The sequence below is a fragment of the Methylobacterium sp. 13MFTsu3.1M2 genome, assembly GCF_900112625.1.
Taxonomy (GTDB): domain Bacteria; phylum Pseudomonadota; class Alphaproteobacteria; order Rhizobiales; family Beijerinckiaceae; genus Methylobacterium.
The window spans coordinates 1-23,816 of sequence record NZ_FOMM01000046.1 but is presented as its reverse complement, the minus strand read 5'-3'; the positions used below and the strand labels follow the sequence as shown (position 1 = coordinate 23,816).

At 71.8% G+C, this 23,816-nt stretch carries 27 protein-coding genes and 1 rRNA gene; 12 read left to right on the top strand and 16 right to left on the bottom strand.

The window, feature by feature from the left end; genetic code table 11:
* Positions 1-1,293: 1-deoxy-D-xylulose-5-phosphate synthase (dxs, locus tag BM314_RS28940; RefSeq protein WP_091981955.1), on the bottom strand; the 1,293-nt coding region annotated here is incomplete at its 3' end.
* Positions 1,294-1,528: 235 nt separating this feature from the next.
* On the opposite strand from dxs, the gene BM314_RS28935 reads away from it, so the two are divergent.
* The 4 genes from BM314_RS28935 to ettA all read left to right on the top strand — a co-directional run bounded on the left by BM314_RS28935 (position 1,529) and on the right by ettA (position 4,823).
* A complete protein-coding gene (locus tag BM314_RS28935) occupies positions 1,529-1,750 on the top strand; it encodes a hypothetical protein (RefSeq protein ID WP_056533022.1) in 222 nt (73 codons plus the stop codon).
* The gene (locus tag BM314_RS28930) at positions 1,750-2,631 is read left to right on the top strand and encodes a DNA/RNA non-specific endonuclease (protein ID WP_091981947.1); all 882 of its coding nucleotides are present in this window, start codon (positions 1,750-1,752) and stop codon (positions 2,629-2,631) included. The genes BM314_RS28935 and BM314_RS28930 overlap by 1 nt, the downstream gene beginning before the upstream one ends.
* 9 nt (positions 2,632-2,640) lie before the next feature.
* On the top strand, positions 2,641-2,976 hold the full coding sequence (locus tag BM314_RS28925) for a hypothetical protein (RefSeq protein WP_170868209.1): 336 nt from the start codon (positions 2,641-2,643) through the stop codon (positions 2,974-2,976).
* 194 nt (positions 2,977-3,170) lie between these two features.
* On the top strand, positions 3,171-4,823 hold the full coding sequence (ettA, locus tag BM314_RS28920) for an energy-dependent translational throttle protein EttA (RefSeq protein ID WP_020096342.1): 1,653 nt from the start codon (positions 3,171-3,173) through the stop codon (positions 4,821-4,823).
* An 87-nt stretch (positions 4,824-4,910) separates the two neighbouring features.
* Here the strand turns inward: ettA and BM314_RS28915 are convergent, their stop codons facing one another.
* On the bottom strand, positions 4,911-5,858 hold the full coding sequence (locus BM314_RS28915; protein ID WP_091981945.1) for an NAD-dependent epimerase/dehydratase family protein: 948 nt from the start codon (positions 5,856-5,858) through the stop codon (positions 4,911-4,913).
* A gap of 287 nt (positions 5,859-6,145) precedes the next feature.
* Between BM314_RS28915 and opgC the strand changes: the two genes are divergently transcribed.
* Both opgC and BM314_RS28905 read left to right on the top strand, forming a co-directional pair.
* Complete coding sequence (opgC, locus tag BM314_RS28910; RefSeq protein WP_091981943.1) at positions 6,146-7,339, top strand: OpgC family protein; 1,194 nt, start codon at positions 6,146-6,148, stop codon at positions 7,337-7,339.
* Positions 7,340-7,355: 16 nt separating this feature from the next.
* Complete coding sequence (locus BM314_RS28905) at positions 7,356-7,529, top strand: DUF2256 domain-containing protein (protein WP_170855278.1); 174 nt, start codon at positions 7,356-7,358, stop codon at positions 7,527-7,529.
* Here BM314_RS28905 and BM314_RS28900 read toward each other — a convergent pair.
* From BM314_RS28900 to BM314_RS28885, 4 genes are read right to left on the bottom strand one after another with little or no spacing between them, the layout of a single operon-like run.
* Entirely contained in the window at positions 7,526-8,128 is a 603-nt protein-coding gene (locus tag BM314_RS28900; protein ID WP_091981941.1) for a nucleotidyltransferase family protein, read from the bottom strand. The genes BM314_RS28905 and BM314_RS28900 overlap by 4 nt on opposite strands.
* On the bottom strand, positions 8,121-9,173 hold the full coding sequence (locus BM314_RS28895) for a molybdopterin-binding protein (RefSeq protein WP_091981939.1): 1,053 nt from the start codon (positions 9,171-9,173) through the stop codon (positions 8,121-8,123). Before BM314_RS28895 ends, BM314_RS28900 begins: the two co-directional genes overlap by 8 nt.
* Entirely contained in the window at positions 9,170-9,871 is a 702-nt protein-coding gene (locus tag BM314_RS28890; RefSeq protein ID WP_091981937.1) for an XdhC family protein, read from the bottom strand. The genes BM314_RS28895 and BM314_RS28890 overlap by 4 nt, the downstream gene beginning before the upstream one ends.
* The gene (locus BM314_RS28885) at positions 9,871-10,194 is read right to left on the bottom strand and encodes an XdhC family protein (protein ID WP_020096348.1); all 324 of its coding nucleotides are present in this window, start codon (positions 10,192-10,194) and stop codon (positions 9,871-9,873) included. The genes BM314_RS28890 and BM314_RS28885 overlap by 1 nt, the downstream gene beginning before the upstream one ends.
* Positions 10,195-10,574: 380 nt before the next feature.
* Here BM314_RS28885 and BM314_RS28875 point away from each other — a divergent pair, with 380 nt between their 5' ends.
* The gene (locus tag BM314_RS28875) at positions 10,575-11,969 is read left to right on the top strand and encodes an ATP-binding protein (RefSeq protein WP_020096349.1); all 1,395 of its coding nucleotides are present in this window, start codon (positions 10,575-10,577) and stop codon (positions 11,967-11,969) included.
* 12 nt (positions 11,970-11,981) lie between these two features.
* Here BM314_RS28875 and BM314_RS28870 read toward each other — a convergent pair whose 3' ends face one another.
* Entirely contained in the window at positions 11,982-12,287 is a 306-nt protein-coding gene (locus BM314_RS28870) for a hypothetical protein (protein WP_026605442.1), read from the bottom strand.
* Between the two features lie 178 nt (positions 12,288-12,465).
* Between BM314_RS28870 and BM314_RS28865 the strand changes: the two genes are divergently transcribed.
* Positions 12,466-12,657 carry a hypothetical protein gene (locus BM314_RS28865; protein ID WP_026605443.1) on the top strand — a complete coding sequence of 64 codons (192 nt, stop codon included), beginning with the start codon at positions 12,466-12,468 and terminating at the stop codon, positions 12,655-12,657.
* A 23-nt stretch (positions 12,658-12,680) separates the two neighbouring features.
* A complete protein-coding gene (locus BM314_RS28860) occupies positions 12,681-13,862 on the top strand; it encodes a pyridoxal phosphate-dependent aminotransferase (RefSeq protein ID WP_020096352.1) in 1,182 nt (393 codons plus the stop codon).
* A 189-nt stretch (positions 13,863-14,051) separates the two neighbouring features.
* On the opposite strand, the gene BM314_RS28855 is transcribed toward BM314_RS28860, so the two are convergent.
* The 3 genes from BM314_RS28855 to BM314_RS28845 all read right to left on the bottom strand — a co-directional run bounded on the left by BM314_RS28855 (position 14,052) and on the right by BM314_RS28845 (position 16,151).
* Positions 14,052-15,116 carry an alpha/beta hydrolase family protein gene (locus BM314_RS28855; protein WP_091683687.1) on the bottom strand — a complete coding sequence of 355 codons (1,065 nt, stop codon included), beginning with the start codon at positions 15,114-15,116 and terminating at the stop codon, positions 14,052-14,054.
* 111 nt (positions 15,117-15,227) lie between these two features.
* The gene (locus BM314_RS28850; protein ID WP_091981933.1) at positions 15,228-15,740 is read right to left on the bottom strand and encodes a DUF533 domain-containing protein; all 513 of its coding nucleotides are present in this window, start codon (positions 15,738-15,740) and stop codon (positions 15,228-15,230) included.
* A gap of 69 nt (positions 15,741-15,809) precedes the next feature.
* A complete protein-coding gene (locus tag BM314_RS28845) occupies positions 15,810-16,151 on the bottom strand; it encodes a hypothetical protein (protein WP_091981950.1) in 342 nt (113 codons plus the stop codon).
* Between the two features lie 249 nt (positions 16,152-16,400).
* On the opposite strand from BM314_RS28845, the gene BM314_RS28840 reads away from it, so the two are divergent.
* Positions 16,401-17,285, top strand: coding sequence for a transglutaminase-like domain-containing protein (locus tag BM314_RS28840; RefSeq protein WP_091981930.1), 885 nt, complete (start codon positions 16,401-16,403; stop codon positions 17,283-17,285).
* Positions 17,286-17,288: 3 nt separating this feature from the next.
* Here BM314_RS28840 and BM314_RS28835 read toward each other — a convergent pair whose 3' ends face one another.
* The gene (locus BM314_RS28835) at positions 17,289-18,317 is read right to left on the bottom strand and encodes an alpha/beta hydrolase (RefSeq protein WP_020096357.1); all 1,029 of its coding nucleotides are present in this window, start codon (positions 18,315-18,317) and stop codon (positions 17,289-17,291) included.
* A gap of 190 nt (positions 18,318-18,507) precedes the next feature.
* Here BM314_RS28835 and meaB point away from each other — a divergent pair, with 190 nt between their 5' ends.
* Both meaB and BM314_RS28825 read left to right on the top strand, forming a co-directional pair.
* Positions 18,508-19,494 carry a methylmalonyl Co-A mutase-associated GTPase MeaB gene (gene meaB / locus BM314_RS28830; RefSeq protein WP_091981928.1) on the top strand — a complete coding sequence of 329 codons (987 nt, stop codon included), beginning with the start codon at positions 18,508-18,510 and terminating at the stop codon, positions 19,492-19,494.
* A 142-nt stretch (positions 19,495-19,636) separates the two neighbouring features.
* Positions 19,637-20,014 carry a CsbD family protein gene (locus tag BM314_RS28825; RefSeq protein ID WP_020096359.1) on the top strand — a complete coding sequence of 126 codons (378 nt, stop codon included), beginning with the start codon at positions 19,637-19,639 and terminating at the stop codon, positions 20,012-20,014.
* A gap of 72 nt (positions 20,015-20,086) precedes the next feature.
* Here BM314_RS28825 and BM314_RS28820 read toward each other — a convergent pair whose 3' ends face one another.
* The 5 genes from BM314_RS28820 to BM314_RS30870 all read right to left on the bottom strand — a co-directional run.
* Positions 20,087-20,872: a 3-hydroxybutyrate dehydrogenase gene (locus BM314_RS28820; RefSeq protein WP_091928532.1), complete on the bottom strand. Its 786-nt coding sequence runs from the start codon at positions 20,870-20,872 to the stop codon at positions 20,087-20,089.
* Between the two features lie 72 nt (positions 20,873-20,944).
* On the bottom strand, positions 20,945-22,453 hold the full coding sequence (locus tag BM314_RS28815) for a HAMP domain-containing sensor histidine kinase (RefSeq protein ID WP_170868208.1): 1,509 nt from the start codon (positions 22,451-22,453) through the stop codon (positions 20,945-20,947).
* Positions 22,450-23,145 (bottom strand): response regulator transcription factor, encoded by a 696-nt coding sequence (locus BM314_RS28810; protein WP_020096362.1) that lies wholly within the window; start codon positions 23,143-23,145, stop codon positions 22,450-22,452. Before BM314_RS28810 ends, BM314_RS28815 begins: the two co-directional genes overlap by 4 nt.
* A 370-nt stretch (positions 23,146-23,515) precedes the next feature.
* Positions 23,516-23,631: ribosomal RNA gene (gene rrf, locus BM314_RS28805) — 5S ribosomal RNA — on the bottom strand.
* Positions 23,619-23,816 (bottom strand): hypothetical protein (locus BM314_RS30870; RefSeq protein WP_210187349.1); only part of this gene is annotated, 198 nt, incomplete at its 5' end. The genes rrf and BM314_RS30870, both read right to left, overlap by 13 nt.

Here is a 23,816-nt window from a genome sequence, read left to right as displayed (position 1 = left end):
CCGCACGGGCAGGTTCTGCAGCGCCACGTCGTGCACCACCTGGTCGTAGGCCCGCTGCAGGAACGTCGAGTAGATCGCCACGAACGGCCGGTAGCCCTCGGTCGCCAGACCGCCCGCGAACGTCACCGCGTGCTGCTCGGCGATGCCGACGTCGAAGGTCTTGTCCGGGTGCGCCTTGCCGAACAGGTCGATGCCGGTCCCGCCCGGCATCGCGGCGGTGATCGCCACGACCTTGTCGTCGGCGTCGGCCGCCTTGATCAGGCTCTCGCCGAACACCCGCGTGTAGGCCGGCGCGTTCGGCTTGGCCTTGGCCTGGATCCCTGAGACCACGTCGAACTTGACCACGCCGTGGTAGCGGTCGGCGGTGGCTTCGGCCGGGGCGTAGCCCTTGCCCTTCTGGGTGACGACGTGGAGCAGGATCGGGCCGTGCTCGGCGTCGCGGACGTTCTTGAGGACCGGCAGCAGGTGGTCGAGGTTGTGCCCGTCGACGGGGCCGACGTAGTGGAAGCCCATCTCCTCGAACATGGTGCCGCCGCCGACCACGAGCGAGCGGGCGTATTCCTCGGCCGCGGCGGCGCGCTGGTAGAGCGCCTTGGGCAGGAGCTTGCCGAGCTGCTTGGCGGTCTCGCGCAGGGACTGGTAGGCGCCGCCCGAGGCCAGGCGGGCGAGGTAGGCCGACATGGCGCCGACGGGGGGCGCGATCGACATGTCGTTGTCGTTGAGGATGACGATCAGGCGCGAGTGCAGGGCGCCGGCGTTGTTGAGGGCCTCGTAGGCCATGCCGGCCGACATCGAGCCGTCGCCGATGACCGCGATGGCGTTGCGGCGCTTGGGCGGGCGGTTCTTCGCCTTGGCGGCGGCGTTGTCGAGGTCGCGGGCGACCGCCATGCCCAGCGCGGCCGAGATCGAGGTGGAGGAGTGGGCGGCGCCGAAGGGGTCGTAGACGCTCTCGGTGCGCTTGGTGAAGCCGGACAGGCCGCCGCCCTGGCGGAGGGTTCGGATGCGGTCGCGGCGCTCGGTGAGGATCTTGTGGGGGTAGCACTGGTGTCCGACGTCCCAGACGATGCGGTCGTCGGGGGTGTCGAACACGTGGTGCAGCGCCACGGTCAGCTCGACCACGCCGAGCCCCGAGCCGAGATGGCCGCCGGTGATCGAGACCGCGTCGATCATCTCGGCGCGCACCGCGTCCGCCACGGCCTGCAGCTCCGACTCCGGAAGACGCCGCAGCGCCGAAGGAGACGGAACGCGGTCCAGCAACGCCGATTGCTCAGGGGAGAGTGCCAATGCTCGCATCCGTTCGTTCGAGTATGGCGACGGCTCCGTCACGGGCCCTCGGCAACCGCGACGCCAGCAGCCCGGGGACACGCGTTCATGCTAGAACCCGCCCGTCCGTCGCTGTCATGATAGTGCCAGTTACGGACGATCGGCGGCGCGATCAATGTCGGGCCGGCGTTTTTTTCAGTCACGTGCCCTTAACGCCACAAGAGGTTCGCCTTTGAATCCGGCTCGTCTGTGCACAATCCTGCTCATGTTCGCGATTACGGGTCACGGCCAAGCTTACGCCCAGCCGCGGCCGCCGGACGGCAATCTCGACTTCCTCTGCAACTTCCTCGGCGACTGCCCGGCGCGGGTCGCGCCGGGCGGTCCCGATCGCGATGCCCGCCCGTTCAGCAACAGCCTCGGCCGGCCCTGCGCGTGGCGGGACCGCCCGACCCCGGAGGGCGTCCGCCGGGTCCGCGTCTGCTGGTGATGCGGGCACCGACGCTCGCCGCTGCGGTCCTGACCCTCGCGCTGGGCGCACCCCCGGTCCGCGCCCAGGATTCCTGTCCGGCCCTGTTCGCGGACGGGCTGACGCCCGTCCTCACGAATCCGAAGCTCGCCGTCCGCGCGGTCCCGCTGTGCTTCGAGGCCTTCGCGGTCCTGCATTCCGGCGTGACGCGCACGCCGCTCTACGCCGCCGAGCACCTCACCCGCGCCAGCGTCGCGGCGGCCCGGGCGGTGGCCCGCGACGATTCCTTCCACGAGGAGACGCGCCTGCCGGAGGATCAGCGCGCCGCGCTGGAGGATTACGTCCGCAGCGGGTTCGACCGGGGCCATCTCGCGCCGGCCGGGGACATGCCGACCCTCGCCGCCCAGGCCGAGTCGTTCAGCCTCGCCAACATCGTGCCGCAGAACCGCGTCCTGAACCGGGGACTCTGGGCGGATATCGAGGAGAGCACCCGGCGCCTGGCCACCCGCCGGGGGGCGCTGTTCGTCGTCACCGGGGTGATCTTCGCGGGCGACGCGGTGCAGCAGATCAAGGGCGGCGTGCTCGTCCCGACGCAGCTGTTCAAGGCCGTCTACGACCCGTCCCGCGGCGAGGCGGGCGCCTACCTCGCCCGGAACGACGATTCGAAGGACTGGCGCGCCCTGTCGATCGACGATCTCCGCCAGGAAGCCGGCATCGACGTCTTTCCCGGCCTGCCGCCCGCGGCCCGGGCGACCGCGATGGGGCTGCCGGATCCTCAGGCCTCCGCCCGCGCGGAGGAGCGTCGGCCCCGGCACGAGCAGACCTGGCAGGACTGGCTCGAGCGCGAACTCACCCGCGCCCTGCGCAAGCTCGTCCGCGACTTCCTGCGCACGTTCTTCTGAGAGGACCCGATGCCCGAGGACAAGCGACGCGCCCGGCCCAAGAGGGGGAGCCCGGACAGCGAGAGCCCGGACGGCAAGAACTCGGACACCGAGGGCTTCGCGCCGTTCGCCGACGATGCCGGCGTGCGCTCCGTCGGCGCCCTGAGCTTCGAGAACGGCAAGGACCGGATCGCCCTGCACGGGTCCCTCGACCTGACCCGCGACCGGACCGGCCTGGAGCAGGCCAGGCTGCTCCGGGAGACGCTGGACGCGATCGTGAAGGCCCTGGAGGCGTCCGACCTGCCGGACGCGGTGGCGGAGGTGCCGGACGCGCCGCCGGGAACGGTCAAGAACCCCTTCGCGTGAGCGATCCGGCGCCCGCCGGCGGCCGGCCCGTCCTTGCCGCGTCCTTGCCGCGTCCCGGCGGGCCTGATACTCCGAGAGGGTCATTCCTATATCGTAGGGACGCGCGTCCAGGACGGGTGCTGAGGCCCGGTGCCTGACCCGTGCCGCTGGCACGATCCGCGCGGTCCCGAACAACGTGCCGAGGACGATCCGCGATGGCTCGCGAATTCATCTACCACATGCGGGGCCTGACCAAGGCCTATACCGGCGGCAAGAAGGTCCTGGATAGCGTCAACCTGTCCTTCTACCCCGACGCCAAGATCGGCGTGCTCGGCATCAACGGCTCCGGCAAGTCGACGCTGCTCAAGATCATGGCGGGCATCGACAAGGAGTTCACCGGCGACGGCTGGGTCGCGCAGGGCGCGCGCGTCGGCTACCTGCCGCAGGAACCCCAGCTCGATCCGAGCAAGTCCGTCCGCGAGAACGTGATGGAGGGCGTCGCCGAGAAGCAGGCCATGCTCGACCGCTACAACGAGCTCGCCATGAACTACTCGGAGGAGACCGCCGACGAGATGACCGAGCTCCAGGACCGGATCGAGTCGCTGGGCCTCTGGGAGCTCGACTCGAAGGTCGATCAGGCCATGGAGGCCCTGGGCTGCCCGAGCGACGAGCAGCCGGTCGCGACCCTCTCGGGCGGCGAGCGCCGCCGCATCGCGCTGTGCCGCCTGCTCCTGTGGGAGCCGGAGCTGCTGCTCCTCGACGAGCCCACCAACCACCTCGACGCCGAGACGGTGAACTGGCTGGAGGGTCACCTGCGCCAGTATCCGGGCGCGATCCTGATCGTGACCCACGACCGCTACTTCCTCGACAACGTGACGAGCTGGATCCTGGAGCTCGATCGCGGCAAGGGCATCCCGTACGAGGGCAACTACTCGGCGTGGCTGGTCCAGAAGCAGAAGCGCCTGGAGCAGGAGGGCCGCGAGGACATGGTCCGGCAGCGCTCCATCGCCCGCGAGCAGGAATGGATCGCCGCCTCGCCGAAGGCCCGCCAGTCGAAGTCGAAGGCGCGCATCACCCGCTACGAGGAGCTGGTCGCCAAGCAGGCGCAGAAGGTCGACGCGTCCGCGCAGATCGTCATCCCGATCGACGAGCGGCTCGGCAACAACGTCATCGAGTTCGAGCACCTCAGCAAGGCGTTCGGCGACCGGCTGCTGATCGAGGACCTGTCGTTCAAGCTGCCCCCCGGCGGCATCGTCGGTGTGATCGGCCCGAACGGGGCCGGCAAGACCACTTTGTTCAAGATGATCACCGGCCAGGAGAAGCCCGACAACGGCAAGATCGAGGTCGGCGAGACTGTGAAGCTCGGCTACGTCGACCAGTCGCGCGACGCCCTCGACCCGAACGCCACGGTCTGGCAGGAGGTCTCCGGCGGCAACGACATCATCTATTTCAACAAGCGCGAGATCAATTCGCGCGCCTACTGCGCGGCCTTCGCGTTCAAGGGACCCGACCAGCAGAAGAAGGTCGGCACCCTCTCGGGCGGTGAGCGCAACCGCGTTCACCTCGCCCGGACCCTGAAGGGCGGCGCCAACGTGCTGCTCCTCGACGAGCCGACCAACGACCTCGACATGGAGACCCTGCGCGCCCTCGAGGACGCGCTGGAGGACTATGCCGGCTGCGCGGTCATCATCAGCCACGATCGCTGGTTCCTGAACCGCATCGCGACGCACATCCTGGCCTTCGAGGGCGACAGCCACGTCGAGTGGTTCGAGGGCAACTTCTCCGATTACGAGGCCGATAAGGTCCGCCGGCTCGGGGCGGATTCGATCATGCCGAAGAAGATCAAGTACAAGCGCTTCTCGCGCTGAGACCGGTCGCGGCTCCGGGGCGCCGCCGGCGTTCCGGAGCCGCGCGCCCGTCCGAGGGCGTTGCCGTCACCTCTGCCCGGTGACGGATCACCGGAGGCGCGCCCGCGCCTCCGCCAGGATCGTCGCCAGGCTCTGCGCGAGCGGGATGGCCGGGGCCCATCCGGTGGCGGTCGCGAAGGCCGCGGGGTCGCAGCCCTCGCTGCGCACGCCCGCCGGGCGGACCCGGCCGGGCGCGACGCGCAGGTCGAACCGCGCCTCCGTCAGGCCGCGCAGCGTCTCCAGGATGTCGGAGACCGGTGTGACGACCCCCGATCCCACGTTGAAGATGCCGCCGTCCGGCAGCTCGTCGATCCGGGCGATCACGCGCAGGCACGCCGCGGTGACGTCGGCCACGTCGAGGAAGTCGCGCCCCGCCGAGAGGTCGCCGACCTCCAGGCTCGGCGGCGCCAGCCCCCGCTCGATGCGGGCGATCTGACCGGCGAAGGAGGCGACCACGAAGGTCTCGCTCTGTCCGGCCCCGATGTAGTTCGACGGCCGCAGCACGAGATGCTTGATCCGGGCATTCGCCAGCACGTCGCGGAGGATGTACTCGCAGGCGTTCTTGGTCCGGCCCGAGATCGTGTCGGGGCGCGGCGTGACGCTCTCGTCCGGGCGCGGGCAGGCGCGGAACACCTCGCCGTAGACGACCGTGGAGCTGAGGAAGACCAGCGCCGCGCGGGTCCGCGCCACCGCCTCGGCGAGGTTGAGGGTGCCGAGCAGTTCCGCCCGCCAGGCGTAGGACGGCGTCTCGCTCGACTGCGCCACCGAGGCCAGCGCCGCGAGGTGGAACACGCAGGTCGGGTCGAAGGCCGCGACCGTCTCGGCGAGCTCGCGCGCGTCGAACGGGTCCACGGCCCTCAGCGTCACGCCGTCGAGGGACGGTGGCGGGCTCCGGTCGAGGCCGAGGATGGGGCTGCCCGGCGGCAGGTCCCGACGCAGCGCCTCGAGCAGGCGGCGGCCGAGATAGTCTCCCGCTCCGGTGACGAGGACGCGCATGCCCCTTGCCCTCAACCCTGCCACGAACCCAGCGACGCGCCCCGTGCCGGCGCGGGCGCCGGGAACCGGGATCGTCGGCCGCGTCTATACCGGGCCCCGCCGCGACGCGAGGGGGCGGCGCGGCCAACGGCCGCCGCGGCGGGCGGATCATCGGTGCGACCCCGCCGTTGTGCACATCCGAACAAAGGCGCGTGATCGGCGGGGCCTCGGGCGGCCGGCGCGCTATGGTTGCACCGCGGCCCCGGCCGCTCCGCGTCCGGACGGAGAGCGCCACGGTGATGGGCTGAGTGACGCGCCTCGACGATCTCGAACGGCCCGGCGCCGCGGAACCGCGGGCGCTCCCCCCACCGCCCGCGGAGGCACGGCCGGCGAAGCCCGCGCGCGACGCGCGGGTCGACGTGGTGCGCGGCCTCGCGCTCCTGACGATCTTCATCGACCACATCCCGCGCAACGCACCGGCCCTGCTGACGCTGCACAATTTCGGGTTCTCGGACGCGGCCGAGATCTTCGTGCTGCTGGCCGGCTACTCGTCGATGATCGCCTACGGCGGGCTGTTCCGGCGCGCCGGGATCCGGACGGCGCTCACGCGCATCGCCAAGCGCTGCCTGCGCATCTACCTGTTCCAGGCCGGGCTGCTGCTCGCGACCCTGGTCATCGTCCGGATCTGGATGGACCTCACCGGCCTGACGCCGCGATTCGGCGTCGCGCCGCTGCTGCAGATGGGGCTGCTGCCGGGCCTGCTGCGCGGCCTCGCGCTGAACGCGCTCCCGAACTACCTCGACATCCTGCCGCTCTACATCCTGCTGCTGGCGCTGTTCCCGCTGATCTATCTCGGGATGCGGCGCGGGATCTGGGGCGTGCTGGGCCTGTCGGGCGCCCTCTGGCTCGCCGCCAACGTCGATCACCAGCTGAACCTCCCGAACGCCGCGGCGGTGGATGACGGGTGGTACTTCAACCCCTTCGCGTGGCAGTTCCTGTTCGTGATCGGCGCGGCACTCGCGGTCACGGTCCGCGCCCATGACGGCCTGCTGCCGCGGCGCGGCTGGGCCGTGGCCGCGGCCGCGGCCTACCTCGCCTTCGCGTTCCTGCAGGGCGGGTCCTGGGCGGAGTGGGGGCTTCCGGACCTCCGGCCGCTGGCGATCGGGCCGCCCGACAAGAGCCACGTCGCGCCCCTGCGCCTGATCAACATGCTGGCGCTGGCCTACCTGCTGTTCAGCGCGCCCGCCGTGGCCCGCGCGAGCCGGTGGCGGCGGCTGCGCCTCGTCGACGCCTGCGGGCGGCACTCGCTGGAGATCTTCGCCGCCGGGTGCCTGGCGGCGCTGATCGGCCGCATCCTCTACCGGACCTTCGACCCCACCTGGCCGCTGCAGATCGCGGTCAATGTCGGGGGGATCGCGATCATGCTCGGCCTCGCCCACGCGCTGGACGCGCGCCTGCGCCGGGCGGCCGGGACCGGCCCCGACGCGCGCCGGCCCGGATAGGCCGGGAGGAGCCGCGATGCCGCCGATGCGCCGCAAGGGCGATCTGCCGGAGAAGATCTGCGCCCAGTGCGGCCGCCCGTTCGCGTGGCGCAAGAAGTGGGAGCGCGTCTGGGACGAGGTCCGCTACTGCTCGGACCGGTGCCGGGCCGAGGCGAAGGCCGCGCGCGGGCGCGACGCGGCGGGGCGCTAACCGCGCAGCGCGGCCAGCGCGTCCGGCGTGTCGACGTCGAGGGCGGTGGCCGGGTCGCCCGGGATCTCCAGCACGTCCGACCGCCCCTTCAGGAGCGGCCCGGCCCCGTGATCGCCGGCGAGGCGGGCGATGTCCGGGCCGAGGCGGCGCAAGTTGAGCAGCACCGGATTCCCCCGCCGGCCGGCCTGCACCGGCACCACGGCCGCCGGCGGCTCCAAGGCGACCGAGGAGGCCTCCGCGAAGGCTTCGGCCAAGCGGTCGAGATGCGCGGCGGTGACGCGCGGCATGTCGCCCAGCACGACGATGGCGGCCGTGCAGGTGGCGGGCAGCGCCGCGAGGCCGGCGCGCAGCGAGCTCGCGAGGCCGGAGCGGTAGTCCGGATTGTCGACGCGGACGAGGTCGAGCCCCGACAGCGCGTCGCGGACCGCCGCCGCGTGCGCGCCGAGCACGGCGATCACCGGCCGGGGACGGGCGCCGAGCGTGGCTTCCGCGGCGTGGCGCACCAACGGCCGCCCGTCGAGGGGCGCGAGCAGCTTCGGCGCGGCGCCGAACCGGCTGCCGAGGCCCGCGGCGAGCAGGATCGTGCCGATCTCAGGCATGCCGGTCCTCCGCCCCCGGATCCGGCTCGTCCGCCGCGGCCGCGCCGCCGGCGCGGGGCTGCGGGCGCGAGACGATCTCCATCAGCAGGCCGCCGACGCCGAGGGCGACGATGTCGGCCCGGGTCACGGTCAGGTCCGCCAGCAGGCGGTGGAGGATCCAGTCGAAGCCGTTCTCCTTGGGCGAGCGGGCGCAGCCCGGCGCGCCGATCACCGGCACGCCGCCGCGGGCGCCGACGAGGAGCAGGTTGCCGGGGTCGACCGGCATGCCGAGATGGTCGACCCGGCCGCCCGCCGCCGCGATGCCGGCCGGGATGACGTCGCGCCGGTCGGCGATCGCCGAGGCGCCGAACACCACCACGAGGTCGGCCCCGGCGCGGTCGATCATCTCCGCCAGGGACGCCGCCACGGAGGCGGCGGTGTGGGGCACCCGGGTCTCGGCCACGATCGCCGCGCCCGCGGGCGCGAGGCGGTCGGCCAGGGCCCGGAGGGTCTTGTCGATCGTCGTCTCCTTGAGGCTCGGCAGGCGCGTCGAGACCACGGCCACCCGGCGGCGGCGATACGGCACCACCCCGAGGACGTCGCCCTCCGCGGCCGCGCAGGCCCGGGCCAGCACGGCGCCCGGCACGGCGTAGGGGATGATCTTCACCGTGGCGACCATCTCGCCCTCGACCACCGGCCGGAAGCGCGGCAGCGTCGCCACCGTCACCGCCTCGTCGACGGCGTTGACCGCGTCGATCCGGGCCGGATCGAGGGTGAGCACCCCCGCCGTCTCGGCGAACAGGTTGCTGCGGCCGGTGAAGGGCGCCTCGACGCGCAGGTTCGGCCCGCGCAGGCGCGCGGCGAGCCGCGCCGCGGCGGCGTCCTCGCCGACGTCGCCGGGCTCGAGCGTGGCCGCCACGATCTCCGACAGGCCGGCCCGCGCCAGGCCGGCGGCGGCCTCCGCGGCGATGACGGCGCCCTTGCGCAGGGTGATGTCGGCCCGCCGCACCGTGTGCGCGCTGATCAGCCCGGCCGAGTCCGCGACCGGGACGGTCCCGAACCTCACGCGACCTCCGGGCGGGGCACGCGGCGCAGGGCGGCGACGATCTCGGCGAGCACCGCCAGGGCGATCTCGGCCGGGCTCACGGCGCCGATGGGCAGGCCGATCGGCGCGCGGATCCGGCCGATCTGCGCGGGCGTGAAGCCGGCCTCGGTGAGCCGCGCGACGCGCGCCGCGTGGGTCTTCCGGGAGCCGAGGGCGCCGACGTAGAAGCACTCGGCCGTCAGCGCCGCCTTCAGCGCGGGATCGTCGATCTTCGGATCGTGGGTCAGGGCCGCCAGGGCGCAGTAGCGGTCGAGGACCGGCACGCTGGTCCTGAGGGCGGCGTCCGGCCATTCGGCGATCAGCGCGGTGCCGGGGAAGCGCTCGGGGGTCGCGAAGGCGGTGCGCGGGTCGATCACCGTGAGCGCGAGGTCGAGCCCCGCCGCCATCGGCGCCAGGGCCTGCGAGATGTGGACCGCGCCCACCACCACGAGCCGCACCGGCGGCACCTGCACGGTCAGGAACAGGGTCCGCCCGCCCGCCTCGACGAGGCCGCTCTTGCCGGAGGCGAGGTGCTTCGCCAGCACGTCGGCGAGGGGATCGGCGGCGATCGCGTCCTCGCCGACGAGGCGCTGCTCGCCGTCGGCGATGTCGGTGATGAGGATCGCGGCGCGGCGCGCGGCCCGCGCGTCGTTGAGCGCTGCCAGGACGTCGCCGCGCATCAGTCGACCCGCTCGACGAAGACCCGGATCCGGCCGCCGCAGGACAGGCCGGCGCGCCACGCGGTCTCGTCCGCGACGCCGAATTCGAGGACGCGCGGCACGCCCGCCTCGATCACCTCGATCGCCTCGGTGATCACCGCGCCCTCGACGCAGCCGCCGGAGACGGAGCCGAGGAAATTGCCCTCGCCGTCGACCACGAGGTGGCTGCCCACCGGTCGGGGGGCCGAGCCCCAGGTCTCGATCACCGTGGCGAGGGCCACGGCGCGGCCGTCGCGCCGCCAGGACTGGGCGGCGGAGAGGATGTCTGTGTCTGTGCTGAGCATGGCCTCGTGGACTTCCGGCCGGCGGGCGCCCCCCGCCCCTCACAGGTATGGCCCGCGTGCCGCGGTGCAAGAAGCCCTCATGCTGAAGGGCGCGTCAGGAAACATTGGCCGAGATCGTCGGTCGGCCATACTCTGCACCCACGATCTTTCGCGGAGACGGCGCCCCGATTAGTGTCCGGCATGTCCAAACCACAGCCTCATCCTGAGGTGCCGGAGCGCAGCGGAGGCCTCGAAGGAGCCCTCCAGCCGGCCGCGCGACCCCTGGAGACCTCCTTCGAGGCCCGCTGGCGCGGCCCCCTCAGGATGAGGGCGTGGGGTGGACGTTTCGCTGAAACCGAGGCCCCTCTCGCCCGATGGGCCCGGCCCCGGCGCCCAGCCCCATGAACGCCCCGGATCCCGCCCTCGCCCGGGCGCTCCGCAAGGAGCCGCCGCGCTCGCCCCCGCGCCGCCTGTGGAAGCGCGTCAGCCGGGCGATCGGCGACGTCCTGCCGAAGGGCCTCTACGCCCGCTCGCTGATCATCATCATCGCGCCGGTGGTCCTGCTCCAGTCGGTGATCGCCTACACCTTCATGGAGCGGCACTGGCAGCTCGTGACCAAGCGCCTGTCGGCGGCGGTCACGGCGGACGTCGCCGCGCTGATCGACATCTACGAGAGCTACCCGCAGGACAAGGATGCCGAGACCCTCGCGCGCATCGCCGGGGAGCGGCTGAACCTCGACCTCGACATCCTCAAGGGCGCCAAGCTGCCGCCCCCGGGCCCGCGCCCGTTCTTCTCGATCCTCGACGAGGCCCTGTCCGACGAGATCAAGCGCCAGATCCGAAGACCGTTCTGGATCGACACGGTCGGGCGCTCGAACCTCATCGAGATCCGCGTGGCGATCCCCGACGGGGTGATGCGCATCACCGCCCGGCGCAGCCAGGCCTACGCGTCGAACTCGCACATCTTCCTCGTGTGGATGATCGGCTCGTCGCTGGTGCTGCTCGGCGTCGCGATCCTGTTCCTGCGCAACCAGATCAAGCCGATCCTGCGGCTCGCCGCCGTGGCGGAGGGCTTCGGCAAGGGGCGAGAGATCGAGTTCCGGCCCCGCGGTGCCCGCGAGGTGCGTCAGGCCGGCCACGCCTTCATCGAGATGAAGCGGCGCATCGAGCGGGCGATGGAGCAGCGCACGACGATGCTGAACGGCGTCAGCCACGACCTGCGCACCATCCTGACCCGGTTCCGCCTGTCCCTGGCGCTGATCGAGCAGACCGAGGAGATCGAGGATCTCAGCCGCGACGTCGACGAGATGAGCCGGATGCTGGAGGGCTACCTCGCCTTCGCGCGGGGCGATTCGGCCGAGCCCGCGACGCCCACCGACATGCGCGCCCTGCTGGAGGACCTGCGGACCGACGTCGAGCGCCTCGGCGCCCACGTCTCCGCGGTCGATCTCGCCGGTGCGCCCGAGGTCACGGTGCGGCCCGGCGCCTTCCGGCGCTGCCTGTTCAACCTCGCCGCCAACGCCGTCCGCTACGGCGAGACGGTGGCGATCTCCGGCCGGCTGGAGGCCCGGACCTTCCTCGTCTCGATCGACGATGACGGGCCCGGCATTCCGGCGGAGAGCCGCGAGGACGTGTTCAAGCCGTTCGTGCGGCTCGACGACGCGCGCCAGGATGCCGGCGGCTCCGGGCTGGGCCTGTCGATCGCCCGGGACATCGCCCGGGCCCACGGCGGCGACATAACCCTGCACGACAGCCCGCTCGGTGGCCTGCGGGCCACCGTCCGGGTCCCGGCCTGAGCCGGATCCGGCTCAGGTATCGGCGGGCCGGCGCAGGCGCAGGAACTCGGCCTGCACGTTGCGGATCAGGTGATCCATGCTCGCCTCGTCGAGGGCGGCGCTCGTCAGCCGGGCGCGCAGGCCGGCCTCGCCGTTCCAGGCGTAGCCGGCCTCGAACGGCAGGTGGCGCCGCAGGAGCGGACTCACGACCGACTCGCGCCGGTAGGCGGGATGTCGCAGCAGCCGCCCGATATGGAGCGCCAGCGTCTCGACGCTGGAGGATCTGGAGCCTGAACTCCCCGCTCCCTTGCCTTTCGAATCGACCGATGCCCAACGCATACGTGTCCGCCCTCCCGGAGACGCCACTGTTGCGCGAAATGATTGCGCATCCATGAGCGTTCGGGCGAGCCGGCGAAAAACTGCAGCTCGCGGGGTCCCAACCTTCGCAGCACGGTGATATGCAGGGGCGCTTTCCCAGGGCCGCGGTCAGCCGCGCGCCGGATCCCGAGTGCCGAACATGAACCCGCTCGTCCCGCTCTTCGCCCTCATCTCGCTGCCGCTCGCGGCCATCGGGCTCGTGCTCTACACCGATGAGGGCATCAACCCGGACCTGTTCTACGCCTCCGTGAAGACCTTCGTGATCCTGGGCGCGATCGCCGCGGCGATGTCGTTCGGCGCGATGAAGCTCTCGGAGCGGTCCAAGCACTGACGTCCCACCGCCCGGAGGGCGCGATGCTGCACGTGGTCCCGGCCTTCTCGCGCATCGGCGAGGAGAACGCCTTCGCGGTTCTGGCGCGGGCCCAGGCCCTCGCCGCGCAGGGTCGGGACGTGATCAACCTCGGCATCGGCCAGCCGGACATGCCCACGCCCGCCCACGTGGTCGAGGCGGGGATCAAAGCGCTGCGCGACGGACACCACGGCTACACGCCGGCTGTCGGCATCCCGCAGCTCCGCGAGTCGGTGGCCCGCGACATCCACCGCCGCCACGGCGTCGAGGTCTCGCCGGATTCCGTGATGATCGTGCCGGGCGGCAAGGTCACCATGTTCATGGCGATCCTGATGTTCGGCGCGCCCGGGACCGAGATCCTGTATCCGGACCCCGGCTTCCCGATCTACCGCTCGATGATCGAGTTCACCGGGGCGACGCCCGTGCCGGTGCCGATCCGCGAGGAGAACGGCTTCGCCTTCTCGGCGGCCGAGACCCTGGCGCTGATCACGCCGAAGACGCGGCTGCTGATCGTCAACTCGCCCGCCAACCCCACCGGCGGCGTGACGCCGAAGGCCGAGATCGACGCCCTGGTGAAGGGCCTCGCCGAGCACCCCGACGTCGCGGTGCTGTCGGACGAGATCTACGGCACCATGACGTACGACGGCGAGACCCACCACTCGCTGCTGAAATATCCCGAGATCCGCGACCGGCTGGTCTACCTCGACGGCGCGTCGAAGACCTACGCGATGACCGGCTGGCGGCTCGGCTGGTCGGTCTGGCCGAAGCCGCTCTACGACGCGGCGCGCAAGCTCGCGGTCAACGCGCATTCCTGCGTCAACGCGGCGACCCAGTGGGCCGGCATCGCGGCGCTCGACGGACCGCAGGCTTGCGTGGCCGAGATGGTCGCCGAGTTCGACCGGCGCCGGGCGATCGTGGTCGACGGGCTGAACGCCCTGCCGGACGTCTCCTGCATCGCGCCCAAGGGCGCGTTTTACGCCTTCCCGAACATCGCCCGGACCGGCTGGAAGGCGAAGCCCCTGGCCTCGACCCTCCTGGAGGAAGCGGGTGTGGCGGTGATCGGCGGTCCGGATTTCGGCGTCCACGGCGAGGGCTACCTCCGCCTGTCCTACGCCAATTCGGCCGAGAACATCCGGCGGGCGCTGGAGCGGATGGGCACGTTCCTCAGCACGCACAGGCCGGGCTGAGAAGACGCCCCGTCGCCGACCTCGGCAGGGACGCCATCATCCGCGCCGCCGTCCTCGCGAGGGCGGCGAAGCGATCCAGTCGCCGCGACGACCGCCGAAGCTGGGCAGCCCTGGGTCACTTCGCTGCGCTCGCGATGACGGTTGTGGCGACCGAACCGTTTGAACGCACACCGGTTCGACCGGCACGCCTCAAGACTTGCCGGGCGCCCGCTTGTCGATCCAGCCGACCAGCCAGTCGGCGATGTCGAGGCTGTTCTTGTCCTGCATCAGCATGTGCGAATTGCCGTGGATGCCGATCTCGGGCAGCAGGATCAGCTCCGCCTTGCCGCCCGCGGCGTTGGCGGCCGCCACGAAGCTGCGGCACTGCTTGAGCCGCGGCGCCCAGCGGGGCGAGGCGTCGACGTAGTCGCCGAACAGGACGAGGATCGGCAGGTCCTTGTAGGGTGCGAGGTCGTCCTTGGCCGGGTCCGGGCAGGCGGCCGGCTCGATGGCCACGATGGCGCGCAGGCCGGTCCGATCGAGGGCGGCGGTCTGGAACGGGTAGATCCCTGACTGCGAGTGCGAGATCAGCACCGCGCCCCTGAGCCGCTTGGCGAGCTCCGACAGGGCCGGCACGGTCGGGTTCGGCACCGGCAGGGCGGCCGACCAGTCCGGGACCATCTGCTTCCAGAACTCGCCCTGGGCCTCCAGGGGGAACTGCATGCCGGGGAACACCTTCGGGTATTCCGGCCCGAACCGGAAGATCGCCCAGGCCGGCTCGCGCCCGGCCGAGAACACGGCCGGCAGCGTCTTGGGGTCGGCCTGCCCCGTCTTCACGGCGTTGATCTGGGCCGGGCTCGCCGCCGAGCGGCCGCGCCAGGCCTGGTCGATCACGTAGGTCGGGAAGCCGCGCCGGACGAGATACTCGTCCCAGCCCATGCGCCCGTCGGGCGTCGTCTCCCAGGTCTTGCCAGTGAGGCAGCAGCCGTGGATCAGGACCAGCGGCGGCCGTCCGGCATTCACCGGGACCTGATAGCGGACGTAGATCTGGTCGACGCTGATCGTGCCCGACGGCGCGTAGGCCGGCAGCGTCGAGAGCGTGTCGGACTGGACGTCGCGGCCGCCGACGAAGAAGCTGCCCTGCTCGGCGATCGTCAGGGGGCCGGCGGCCGGATCGGCCGCGCGCGCGGAGCCGCCGGCGATCAGCATGGCTGCGACCAGCGCGCAGGCCCGCCGGCGGGCGCGCCCGGGCGCGGGCACTGACAGTCCTGCCATGAAATGTCCCGTCCTCCCGCGCGCGGACCGTCCACCGGACCCGTCGTCGCGCGGGAGCCTAGCACGAAGCTCGGCCGCCGTGGGAGATCCGCCCTTCGGGCAGGTTGCCAGTCAGGCTCCGATGTCGCGCTCGACACGCTCGACCGCCTGCGCGGGCAGGTCGAGGGCCTCGGCCAGCATCTTCAGGAACTGACGCTCCTGGAGCGTGTCGGGCTCGATGGCGAGTCGCGCCGCCGCGAAGATCCGCGCCGCCGCGTCGGGATCCGCGACCCGGTCGGCGATCGCGTCGACGTCGGCCGGGTCCGCGAGCTCGCGCTCGAGCCAGGCTCGACCGTCGGGATCGAGGCCCGCCTCCGCCACGGCGGCGTCGAGGCGCTGGCGCTCCGCGGCGTCAACCATCCCGTCGGCCGTCGTGGCCGCCACCATGGCCCGCAGCATCAGCCGGGCCTCGTCCTCGTCGACCTTCGTGAAGTCCGGGCCCCCGGCCTCGGGCGCGGGCGCCCCGCGCAGCGCCCGATAGGCGAGGCCGCCGATCAGCGCCAGTCCGCCGAGGGCGGCACCGGCGGCGAGCCCGCCGCGCCTCGACCGCACGAGCGCGTCGACGATCCGTCTGCTGTCAGCCATGCCGTCCTCCCGGTTTCCGATCCAGATCGGATCGGAAACCGCCCGGGAGGCGCTCGGGTTCAGCCGCGCTCAGGCGTCGGCCTCGTCCTCGTCCTCGTCCTCGTCGATATCCACGAGGAAGACGATGTCGGCCTCGTCCTCGTCGTCCGAATCGGACCCGGTGTGGCGCGGATCCTCGACGAAATCACCCTCGCCGTCGTCCTCGGCGAGGGCGTCCTCGAAGATCTCGACCTCGTCCTCGGTGGCGGCCCGGACCGTGAGCGCCGACGTGCCGTTCCAGACCGGCTTCCCGCCGGTCGTCATGGTCCGGATGTCTTCCTTGAAGCCGTCACAGGTGAAGAGGTCCTTGGCGGACGCCTCGTCGCTGTTGATCACCGCAACGGCGGTGCCGTCGATCTCGAGCGTGAACATGGCCGGCATCCCTCTCGTAACCGTCCTCAGGCGCGCCCGGTCCGCGGGCTGGCGCACGGGTGCGACGCGCTGCCCCGGGAAGAAACGTCACGGTTTCGTCCGTCTGACACGAGCGTCGCGCGGGGATGCTGTAGGGGTGAAGCGGACGGCCGCCAAGCCCGTCGCGGCCCGACCCGCACGATTCGGCGCGGCACGGATCCTGCGCCCATCAGGGCGGCCACAGTCTCGAACACGAAGGATCACCCGCGCATGCGGATCAGGCTCGGCTGCGAGATGCGCTACGCCTTCCCCTACCCCGTGCCCATGGTGGTGATGCTCAACGTGCATCCCTCCGGGGCGGCCGCCCTGGAGGCGCCCGACATGCTCCGGACCGATCCGCCCGTCCCGGTGGCGATCTACCGCGACGGTTTCGGCAACCTGTGCGGCCGGCTGACCGCGCCCGCCGGAAACTTCACCGTCGGGACCGACGCCGTGATCCGCGACAGCGGGAGGCCCGATCCGGCGCACCCGGAGGCCGCGCAGCACGCGATCGAGGCGCTGCCCGCCGAGACGATCGTGTTCCTGCTTCCCAGCCGCTACTGCGAGTCCGACCTGCTGGCCGACGAGGCGTGGCGTCTCTTCGGCCATACCGAGCCCGGCTGGGCCCGGGTGCAGGCGGTCTGCGACTTCGTCCACGCCCACATCGTGTTCGGCTACGAGTTCGCCCATCGCGACCGCACGGCCGCGGACGCCTACGCGGGCGGGCGCGGCGTCTGCCGGGACTTCACCCACCTGGCCGTCGCGTTCTGCCGCGCCCTGAACATCCCGACCCGGTACTGCACCGGCTATATCAGCTTCATCGGCGAGCCCGAGCCGCACCCGGCGGGCGACTTCGCGGCCTGGATGGAGGTCTACCTCGGCGGCGCCTGGCACGTGTTCGACCCGCGCAACAACAGCCCGCGGATCGGCCGGGTCATGGTCGCGTACGGCCGGGACGCCGCGGACGTGCCGCTGACCCACACGTTCGGACCGAATCCCCTGGTGGGCTTCCGGGTCTGGGCCGACCGGATCGACCACCTGGACTCCTCGGGCGACGCGCCGGTCCTGCCGGAGGAGCCCCTGCCGCCGCAGAGCATGGCGACCCGGACCGGGTGAGCGTCAGACTCCGGCGCCGCGGGCGATGGCGCGCTTGACCACGCCCTGGACGTCCGGGTTCGAGAGGAACAGATCGTGGTTGATCAGGCCGCCGCCGTAATCGGAGGCGTCGGCGACGCGCACGCCGAGCGCCTCGAGCTTGGCGCGATCGGCAGCGCCGGCGCGCACGCCCCCCGCCAGCGCGGCGGAGAGCTCGAGCGCCCGGTCGTTGGTCGAGGAGATCACGGTGATCTTCGAGACGTCGGGTCCCATGCGGGCGACGCCGTTGGAGAACAGGTCGAAGTCGATGTCGGGGGCGGCCAGCACCACGGCGCCGATCCGCGACATCGCCGCCTCGCCCGCCTCGGCGCGGAGCATCCGCAGGGTCTCGAGGGTGAGGAGCGTGCCCATCGAGTGCGCGACGATGTTGATGCGGCCGCCGCTCGGCGAGGCGGCGAGCGCCTTCAGCAGGTCCTCGAAGGCGTCGCGCGACCAGAGGGCGCTCTCGCGATCGTAATTGTAGTCGAGGGTCGCGGCCGCCGACGGCCACGTGAACAGGCCGGAGACGCCGCGGAACCGGATCCCGTCCGAGAGCCGGGCGGCGCTGACCGCGGCCGATTCGAACGATTCGCGGTAGCCGTGGACGTAGATCAGCACGTCGCGTCCGAGGGCCGCCTGGGCGAAGGCCTCGGCGGCGCCCGGTCCGGATTCGGATTTCGGAACCGCGCCGATGGTCCAGTCGCCGGTGATGACGGACGAGACCTTGCCGAGCAGCGAGCGGTCGGGCGGCGACAGGCGCACCTCGGCGAAGCTCAGGCCGCGGCCGCGGTCGCTGCTGAAATACGGCGGCCGGGGCGGGTTGCCGACGGGCTTGCGGGTCGTGGCGACCAGCAGCACCGGCATGACGTCGAGGGCCGACTGCTTCTCGGGCAGCGCCGCCCCGGACCCGAGGTCGTCGGTGACGCAGGCGCCGAGCGACGGGGCGAGGCCCGCGGCGCCCGCGAGCGCTCCGAAGCGAAGAAGGATGCGGCGTGAGACGATCTGGCTCGACATGATCCGGTTACGCTCGGGCGGGACGCCTTCCGTTGCCCAGGATCGTGACCATCGCGGGGCACGAGCGACGCGATGCGGCGTGAATAGCGGGCACGGCCGGGCTTGTGGTGGGCGGGACACAGGCCGGCGATCCCCCGACCCCGATGCTCTCCCCCTCGACGGCGGCCGTCGCCGCGGCCATGAAGGGAGCATGACGCCGTCCATCGACATCGAGAGTCTCCGCGAGCGCCTGCTGCGCGGCGACCGCGCCGCTCTGGCCCGGGCCATCACGCTGGCCGAGTCCAAGCGCGCCGATCACCGGGCGCTGGCGGCGAACCTTATCGACTCGGTCCTGCCCGAGACCGGCCGGGCGATCCGCGTCGGCATCACCGGCGTCCCCGGCGTCGGCAAGTCGACCACCATCGACGCCCTCGGCTCGAACCTCACGGAGGCCGGTCACAAGGTGGCGGTGCTCGCGGTCGACCCGTCCTCCTCCAGGACCGGTGGCTCGATCCTGGGCGACAAGACCCGGATGGCGCGGCTGTCGCACGATCCCAGGGCCTTCATCCGCCCCTCCCCCTCCTCGGGCACGCTCGGCGGCGTCGCGGCCAAGACCCGCGAGACCATGCTGCTCTGCGAGGCCGCGGGCTTCGACGTGATCCTCGTCGAGACGGTCGGCGTCGGCCAGTCGGAGACGGCGGTGGCCGACCTGACCGACTTCTTCCTCGTGCTGATGCTGCCCGGGGCAGGCGACGAACTGCAGGGGATCAAGAAAGGCATCCTCGAACTCGCCGACATGATCGCGGTCAACAAGGCCGATGCGGGCGAAGCCGAGCAGCGCGCCAACGCGGCGGCGTCGGAGTACCGGGCGGCGCTGCACATCCTCACCCCAGCCTCGGCCACCTGGACGCCGCCGGTCGTGACGATCTCGGGCTTCCACAACCTGCGTCTCGACGCGCTCTGGGCGAAGATCGTCGATCACCGGGAGAAGCTCACGGCCACCGGCGAGATCCAGGCGAAGCGCCGGACCCAGGACGTGAAGTGGATGTGGGCGCTCGTCGACGAGCGCCTGCACCAGCGCCTCGTCGGCTCCCCGGAGGTCCGCCGCCGCACGGCCGAGGCGGAGGCCGGCGTCGCCCGGGGTGAGACCTCCCCGGCGGCCGGCGCGGCGGCCATCGCCGAGTTGATCGGGCTCTGACCGGTCCCGGCCGCCGCGCAGGCCGAAGGCGCACAATTTCGCGGTGATCGGGGGCACAAACGCCATCTCGCGCGTTCGGTGGACGACGGCGTAACGAGCGGCGCCCGTGTCGCGACGCCGCGCTCACGTCCAGGAGAGTGCCATGGTGGATACGGATCGGATCGTCGGCGGCGCCAAGGAGGCCGTCGGCAAGGTTCAGGGCGCGGCCGGCGATCTCGCCGGCTCGAACCGCGACTCGGTCGAGGGACGTTTCCGCGAGGCCCAGGGCCAGGCGCAGAACGTCTACGGTCAGGTGAAGGACAGGGCCCGGGACATCGCCGACCGCGCCGGTGACTACGCGAGCGACGCCTACGAGCGCGCCGGCGACGTCGCGGAGGACGTTTACCAGCGGGGCGGCTCGTACCTGCGCGACGGGCGCAGCGCGGTCGGCGCCCGGGTGGAGGAGAATCCCCTGGTCGCGCTGCTGATCGCGGGCGCGGTGGGCTACGGCCTCGCCCTGCTGGTCCACGGCCGCCGCTGACCGGGAGCGGCCCCGCCCGGGCGCGGGCGGGGCCGACCCTTGTACGAGGCGCGCCTGTCGAGGCCGGGCGCGCTACTGCGCGGTCCAGCCCCCGTCCATGCTGATGTTGGCGCCGGTGATCTGGCTCGCCGCGTCGGAGCACAGGAACACCGCCAGCGCGGCCACTTGGTCGACGGTCACGAACTCCTTGGTCGGCTGCGCCTTCAGCATCACGTCCTCGATCACCTGCTCCTTGGTGAGGCCGCGGGCCTTCATCGTGTCGGGGATCTGCGCCTCCACGAGCGGCGTCCAGACATAGCCCGGCGAGATGCAGTTCACCGTGATCTTGTGGGGCGCGAGTTCCAGAGCCGCCGTCTTGCTCAGGCCCGCGATCCCGTGCTTGGCCGCCACGTAGGCCGACTTGAACGGCGAGGCCACCAGCGAGTGGGCCGAGGCCGTGTTGATGATCCGGCCCCAGCCCCGGGCCTTCATCCCGGGGATCGCCGCGTGCATCGTGTGGAAGGCCGAGGACAGGTTGATCGCGATGATCTGCTCCCACTTCGCGGCCGGGAACTCCTCGATCGGCGAGACGAACTGGATCCCCGCATTGTTGACCAGCACGTCGACGGCCCCGAAGGTCTCCTCCGCCTCGCGCACCATGGCGGCGATCGCGTCGGGCTTGCTCATGTCGGCGGCCGAGTAGCGGGCCTTGACCCCGTAGGCGCTCTCGATCCCGGCCCGCGTCTCCTCGATGGCGGTCGCGTCCCCGAACCCGTTGAGGACGACGTTGGCCCCCTCCGCCGCGAAGGCGCGCGCGATGGCGAGCCCGATGCCGCTGGTCGAGCCGGTGACGAGGGCGGTCTTGGTCTTGAGAGTCATGGAGCCTCCTGGGACGCGGGCGCCCGGCCGAACGGTCGGGGACGGCGCGCTCGCGGTGGGACAGGTCGCGACCTAAGTAGCGCGGGAAGGGGATGCCGGCACAGAGTCGCCCGGAGGCGGTGCGGGCACGATGTCACCGGCTGCCGGCTGCGGGCGCGGCGTGGCCGGGAACGCGATCTCGACCCGCAGGCCGGGCCCGTTATCGGCGAGCCGCAGGCTCCCGTGGTGCAGGCGCACGACGGCGTTGACGAGGCTGAGGCCCAGCCCGAAGCCGGGTCGCGAACGGGCGTCCTCGAGGCGCACGAACCGGTCGAGCACGCGGGCCCGTTCCGCCTCGGGAATGCCCGGACCGTGATCGGAGACGGCGAGGCGGATCGACTCCCCGTCGCGCCACGCCTCGAGCATCACGCTGGTCTCAGCGCCCGCGGATTCGGCCCCGTATTTCAGGGCGTTGTCGATGAGATTGGCCAGGGCCTGGCCGATCAGCTCGCGATTGCCCGCGATCGTGAGTTCGTCCTGCGCGTGCACGGCGAGCGTCAGCCCCTGATCCTCGGCGAGCGCGTCGTACAGTTCGCCGACGCTCCGGACCGTCTGGCCTAGATCCAGCGGCACGAGGATCTCCCGGGCGGATCCGGCCTCGAGCCGCGCGATCATCAGGAGGGCGTTGAACACCCGGATCAGCCCGTCGCCTTCCTCGATCACGGCTTCCAGCGCCGCGCGCAGCTCCTCCGGCGTGGAGGCGCGGCGCAGGGCCTCGTCGGCACGGTTGCGCAGGCGGGTCAGCGGCGTCTTGAGGTCGTGGGCGATGTTGTCGGAGACCTCGCGCATGCCGCGCATCAGCTCGCCGATGCGCTCCAGCATTTGGTTGAGGCTCGATGCGAGACGGTCGAGTTCGTCGCCGTTCCCGGCCACGTGGAGCCGGTCGTCGAGATCGCCGGCCATGATCGCGCGGGTGGTCTGGGTCATGGCGTCGACGCGGCGCAGCACACGGCTCGCGGCCAGCCAGCCGCCGATCACCCCGAGGATCACGACGGCGGCGAGCGAGGTGATGAAGGCGCGCCCGATCACCGCCCGCAGCCGGTCGCGCTCCTCGGTGTCGCGCCCGACGAGCAGGCGGAACCCGCCCGGAAGGGTGAAGACCCGCACGATCGCCCGGTGCGCCTCGGCATCCGCGTCGTTGCGGCCGTAGCGCGTCTCGCTCTGGCCCGGCGTCGCCAGTACGGCGGCGGGCACGTAGCCGACATTGCCGACGACATGGTCACCGCCGGCCGTGGTCACGAGGTAGAGCGAGGCGCCGGGCTCGCGGGAGCGCCGCTCCACTACGGTGATCAGCCGACGCAGGCCGCCGGCATTGTACTGTTCCGACAGCCCGTTGATCTCGGCGTCGATCGTGGAGACGATCTGGTCGTCGAGCACCGCGCGGGCGTTCCACGCGACGTAGCCGAGCGCAAGGAAGGCGCAGAGGGCGAAGATCGCGAGGTAGGCCAGCGACAGCTTGAACGCGGTGGTGCGGAACAGTTTCTGGAAACGCGCCGCCGCGGTTTCGCGGGCGATCGGCGCGTCGGTCCAAACCTCGCTCACCCGGCCGCGCCCTCGTCGTAGCGCAGCACGTAGCCGGCGCCCCGGACCGTGTGGATGATCGGCGACGCGAAGCCCTTGTCGAGCTTGCTGCGCAGGCGCGAGACGTGGACGTCGATGACGTTGGTCTGCGGATCGAAGTGGTAGTCCCAGACATGCTCGAGCAGCATGGTGCGCGTCACGACCTGTCCGGCGTGCCGCATCAGGTACTCGAGGAGCCGGAACTCGCGCGGCTGCAGCGGGATCTCGCGGCCGGCCCGGGTCACCCGGTGCGAGAGCCGGTCGAGTTCCAGGTCACCGATCCGGTAGCGCGTCTCCTCCGCGGCGCCGGATCCGACCTGCCGCCGGGCCAGCGCCTCGGTGCGCGCCAGGAGTTCGGAGAACGCGTAGGGCTTCGGCAGGTAGTCGTCGCCGCCGGCGCGCAGGCCCTTCACGCGGTCGTCGACCTGACCCAGCGCCGACAGGATCAGGGTCGGGGTCGCGACGTTCTGCTCGCGCAGCGACCGGATCAGCGACAGCCCGTCGAGCTTCGGCAGCATCCGGTCGACGATCAGCACGTCGTAGTCGCCCTCCCGGGCGAGCGCGTACCCGTCGAGGCCGTCATGCGCGCTGTCGGCGACGTGTCCGGTCTCGCGGAACGCCTTGACGAGATAGGCGGCCGCCTCGCGGTCGTCCTCGATGATCAGCAGTCGCATGGCCCCGTTCAATAGCGCGCCGCGCGGGCCGGGGGAACGTATCTCCATCAACATGGTCAAGCCGCTCCCCTCCCCCGTCGTGATGGACGGGCCGAGGCCGCGGACCTCGACCCGTCCCGAAGCGGCGCGCGGAGGACTCGGAGGGCGCGAGATCCGTCACCGGCTTCGTCCGCGTCGGCGATGGGCCACGCGCGGTTCGAGGATGATGGCGCGGGAGCGGTTACGGGATGCTCGCGGGAAGATGACTTCGCGGTAAGGCGGCCGCGGCGGGCTGGCCAACAGCGAAACGCCGAAGGGCCGCTCTCGGAGAGAGCGGCCCTTCGGCGTCGCGGATCGTGGTGAGGGAAGGTGTGTGTCTTGCGATGGGCAGGTCTGGCGGCGACCGACTCTCCCGTGTCTTGAGACACAGTACCATAGGCGCTGGCGTGTTTAACGGCCGAGTTCGAGATGGGATCGGGTTCTGGGCACGCCGCTCAGGCCACCAGACCGGCGCATCGCAATTCTTTTGGCACTTGGCCTTCGCAGGGTGCTGCGACGGCGAGTGCTGTGTTCGGCAAGCAGGCAGCGGTGTCGCTGCGGGTCTTCTTGTTTCGTGTGTCTCTGGCTTCGCCAGCCTTTGCGGCTGCCGAACCAGTCCGGACACGGATCACGAGAGCGATCAAGCCAATCGG

Coding starts and splice junctions, on each gene's coding strand:
- BM314_RS28935 (WP_056533022.1), top strand. CDS start 1,529: ATGTTCGCGATTACGGGTCACGGCCAAGCTTACGCCCAGCCGCGGCCG.
- BM314_RS28930 (WP_091981947.1), top strand. CDS start 1,750: ATGCGGGCACCGACGCTCGCCGCTGCGGTCCTGACCCTCGCGCTGGGC.
- BM314_RS28925 (WP_170868209.1), top strand. CDS start 2,641: ATGCCCGAGGACAAGCGACGCGCCCGGCCCAAGAGGGGGAGCCCGGAC.
- ettA (WP_020096342.1), top strand. CDS start 3,171: ATGGCTCGCGAATTCATCTACCACATGCGGGGCCTGACCAAGGCCTAT.
- BM314_RS28915 (WP_091981945.1), bottom strand. CDS start 5,858: ATGCGCGTCCTCGTCACCGGAGCGGGAGACTATCTCGGCCGCCGCCTG.
- BM314_RS28905 (WP_170855278.1), top strand. CDS start 7,356: ATGCCGCCGATGCGCCGCAAGGGCGATCTGCCGGAGAAGATCTGCGCC.
- BM314_RS28900 (WP_091981941.1), bottom strand. CDS start 8,128: ATGCCTGAGATCGGCACGATCCTGCTCGCCGCGGGCCTCGGCAGCCGG.
- BM314_RS28890 (WP_091981937.1), bottom strand. CDS start 9,871: ATGCGCGGCGACGTCCTGGCAGCGCTCAACGACGCGCGGGCCGCGCGC.
- BM314_RS28885 (WP_020096348.1), bottom strand. CDS start 10,194: ATGCTCAGCACAGACACAGACATCCTCTCCGCCGCCCAGTCCTGGCGG.
- BM314_RS28875 (WP_020096349.1), top strand. CDS start 10,575: ATGAACGCCCCGGATCCCGCCCTCGCCCGGGCGCTCCGCAAGGAGCCG.
- BM314_RS28870 (WP_026605442.1), bottom strand. CDS start 12,287: ATGCGTTGGGCATCGGTCGATTCGAAAGGCAAGGGAGCGGGGAGTTCA.
- BM314_RS28865 (WP_026605443.1), top strand. CDS start 12,466: ATGAACCCGCTCGTCCCGCTCTTCGCCCTCATCTCGCTGCCGCTCGCG.
- BM314_RS28860 (WP_020096352.1), top strand. CDS start 12,681: ATGCTGCACGTGGTCCCGGCCTTCTCGCGCATCGGCGAGGAGAACGCC.
- BM314_RS28855 (WP_091683687.1), bottom strand. CDS start 15,116: ATGGCAGGACTGTCAGTGCCCGCGCCCGGGCGCGCCCGCCGGCGGGCC.
- BM314_RS28850 (WP_091981933.1), bottom strand. CDS start 15,740: ATGGCTGACAGCAGACGGATCGTCGACGCGCTCGTGCGGTCGAGGCGC.
- BM314_RS28845 (WP_091981950.1), bottom strand. CDS start 16,151: ATGTTCACGCTCGAGATCGACGGCACCGCCGTTGCGGTGATCAACAGC.
- BM314_RS28840 (WP_091981930.1), top strand. CDS start 16,401: ATGCGGATCAGGCTCGGCTGCGAGATGCGCTACGCCTTCCCCTACCCC.
- BM314_RS28835 (WP_020096357.1), bottom strand. CDS start 18,317: ATGTCGAGCCAGATCGTCTCACGCCGCATCCTTCTTCGCTTCGGAGCG.
- meaB (WP_091981928.1), top strand. CDS start 18,508: ATGACGCCGTCCATCGACATCGAGAGTCTCCGCGAGCGCCTGCTGCGC.
- BM314_RS28825 (WP_020096359.1), top strand. CDS start 19,637: ATGGTGGATACGGATCGGATCGTCGGCGGCGCCAAGGAGGCCGTCGGC.
- BM314_RS28820 (WP_091928532.1), bottom strand. CDS start 20,872: ATGACTCTCAAGACCAAGACCGCCCTCGTCACCGGCTCGACCAGCGGC.
- BM314_RS28810 (WP_020096362.1), bottom strand. CDS start 23,145: ATGCGACTGCTGATCATCGAGGACGACCGCGAGGCGGCCGCCTATCTC.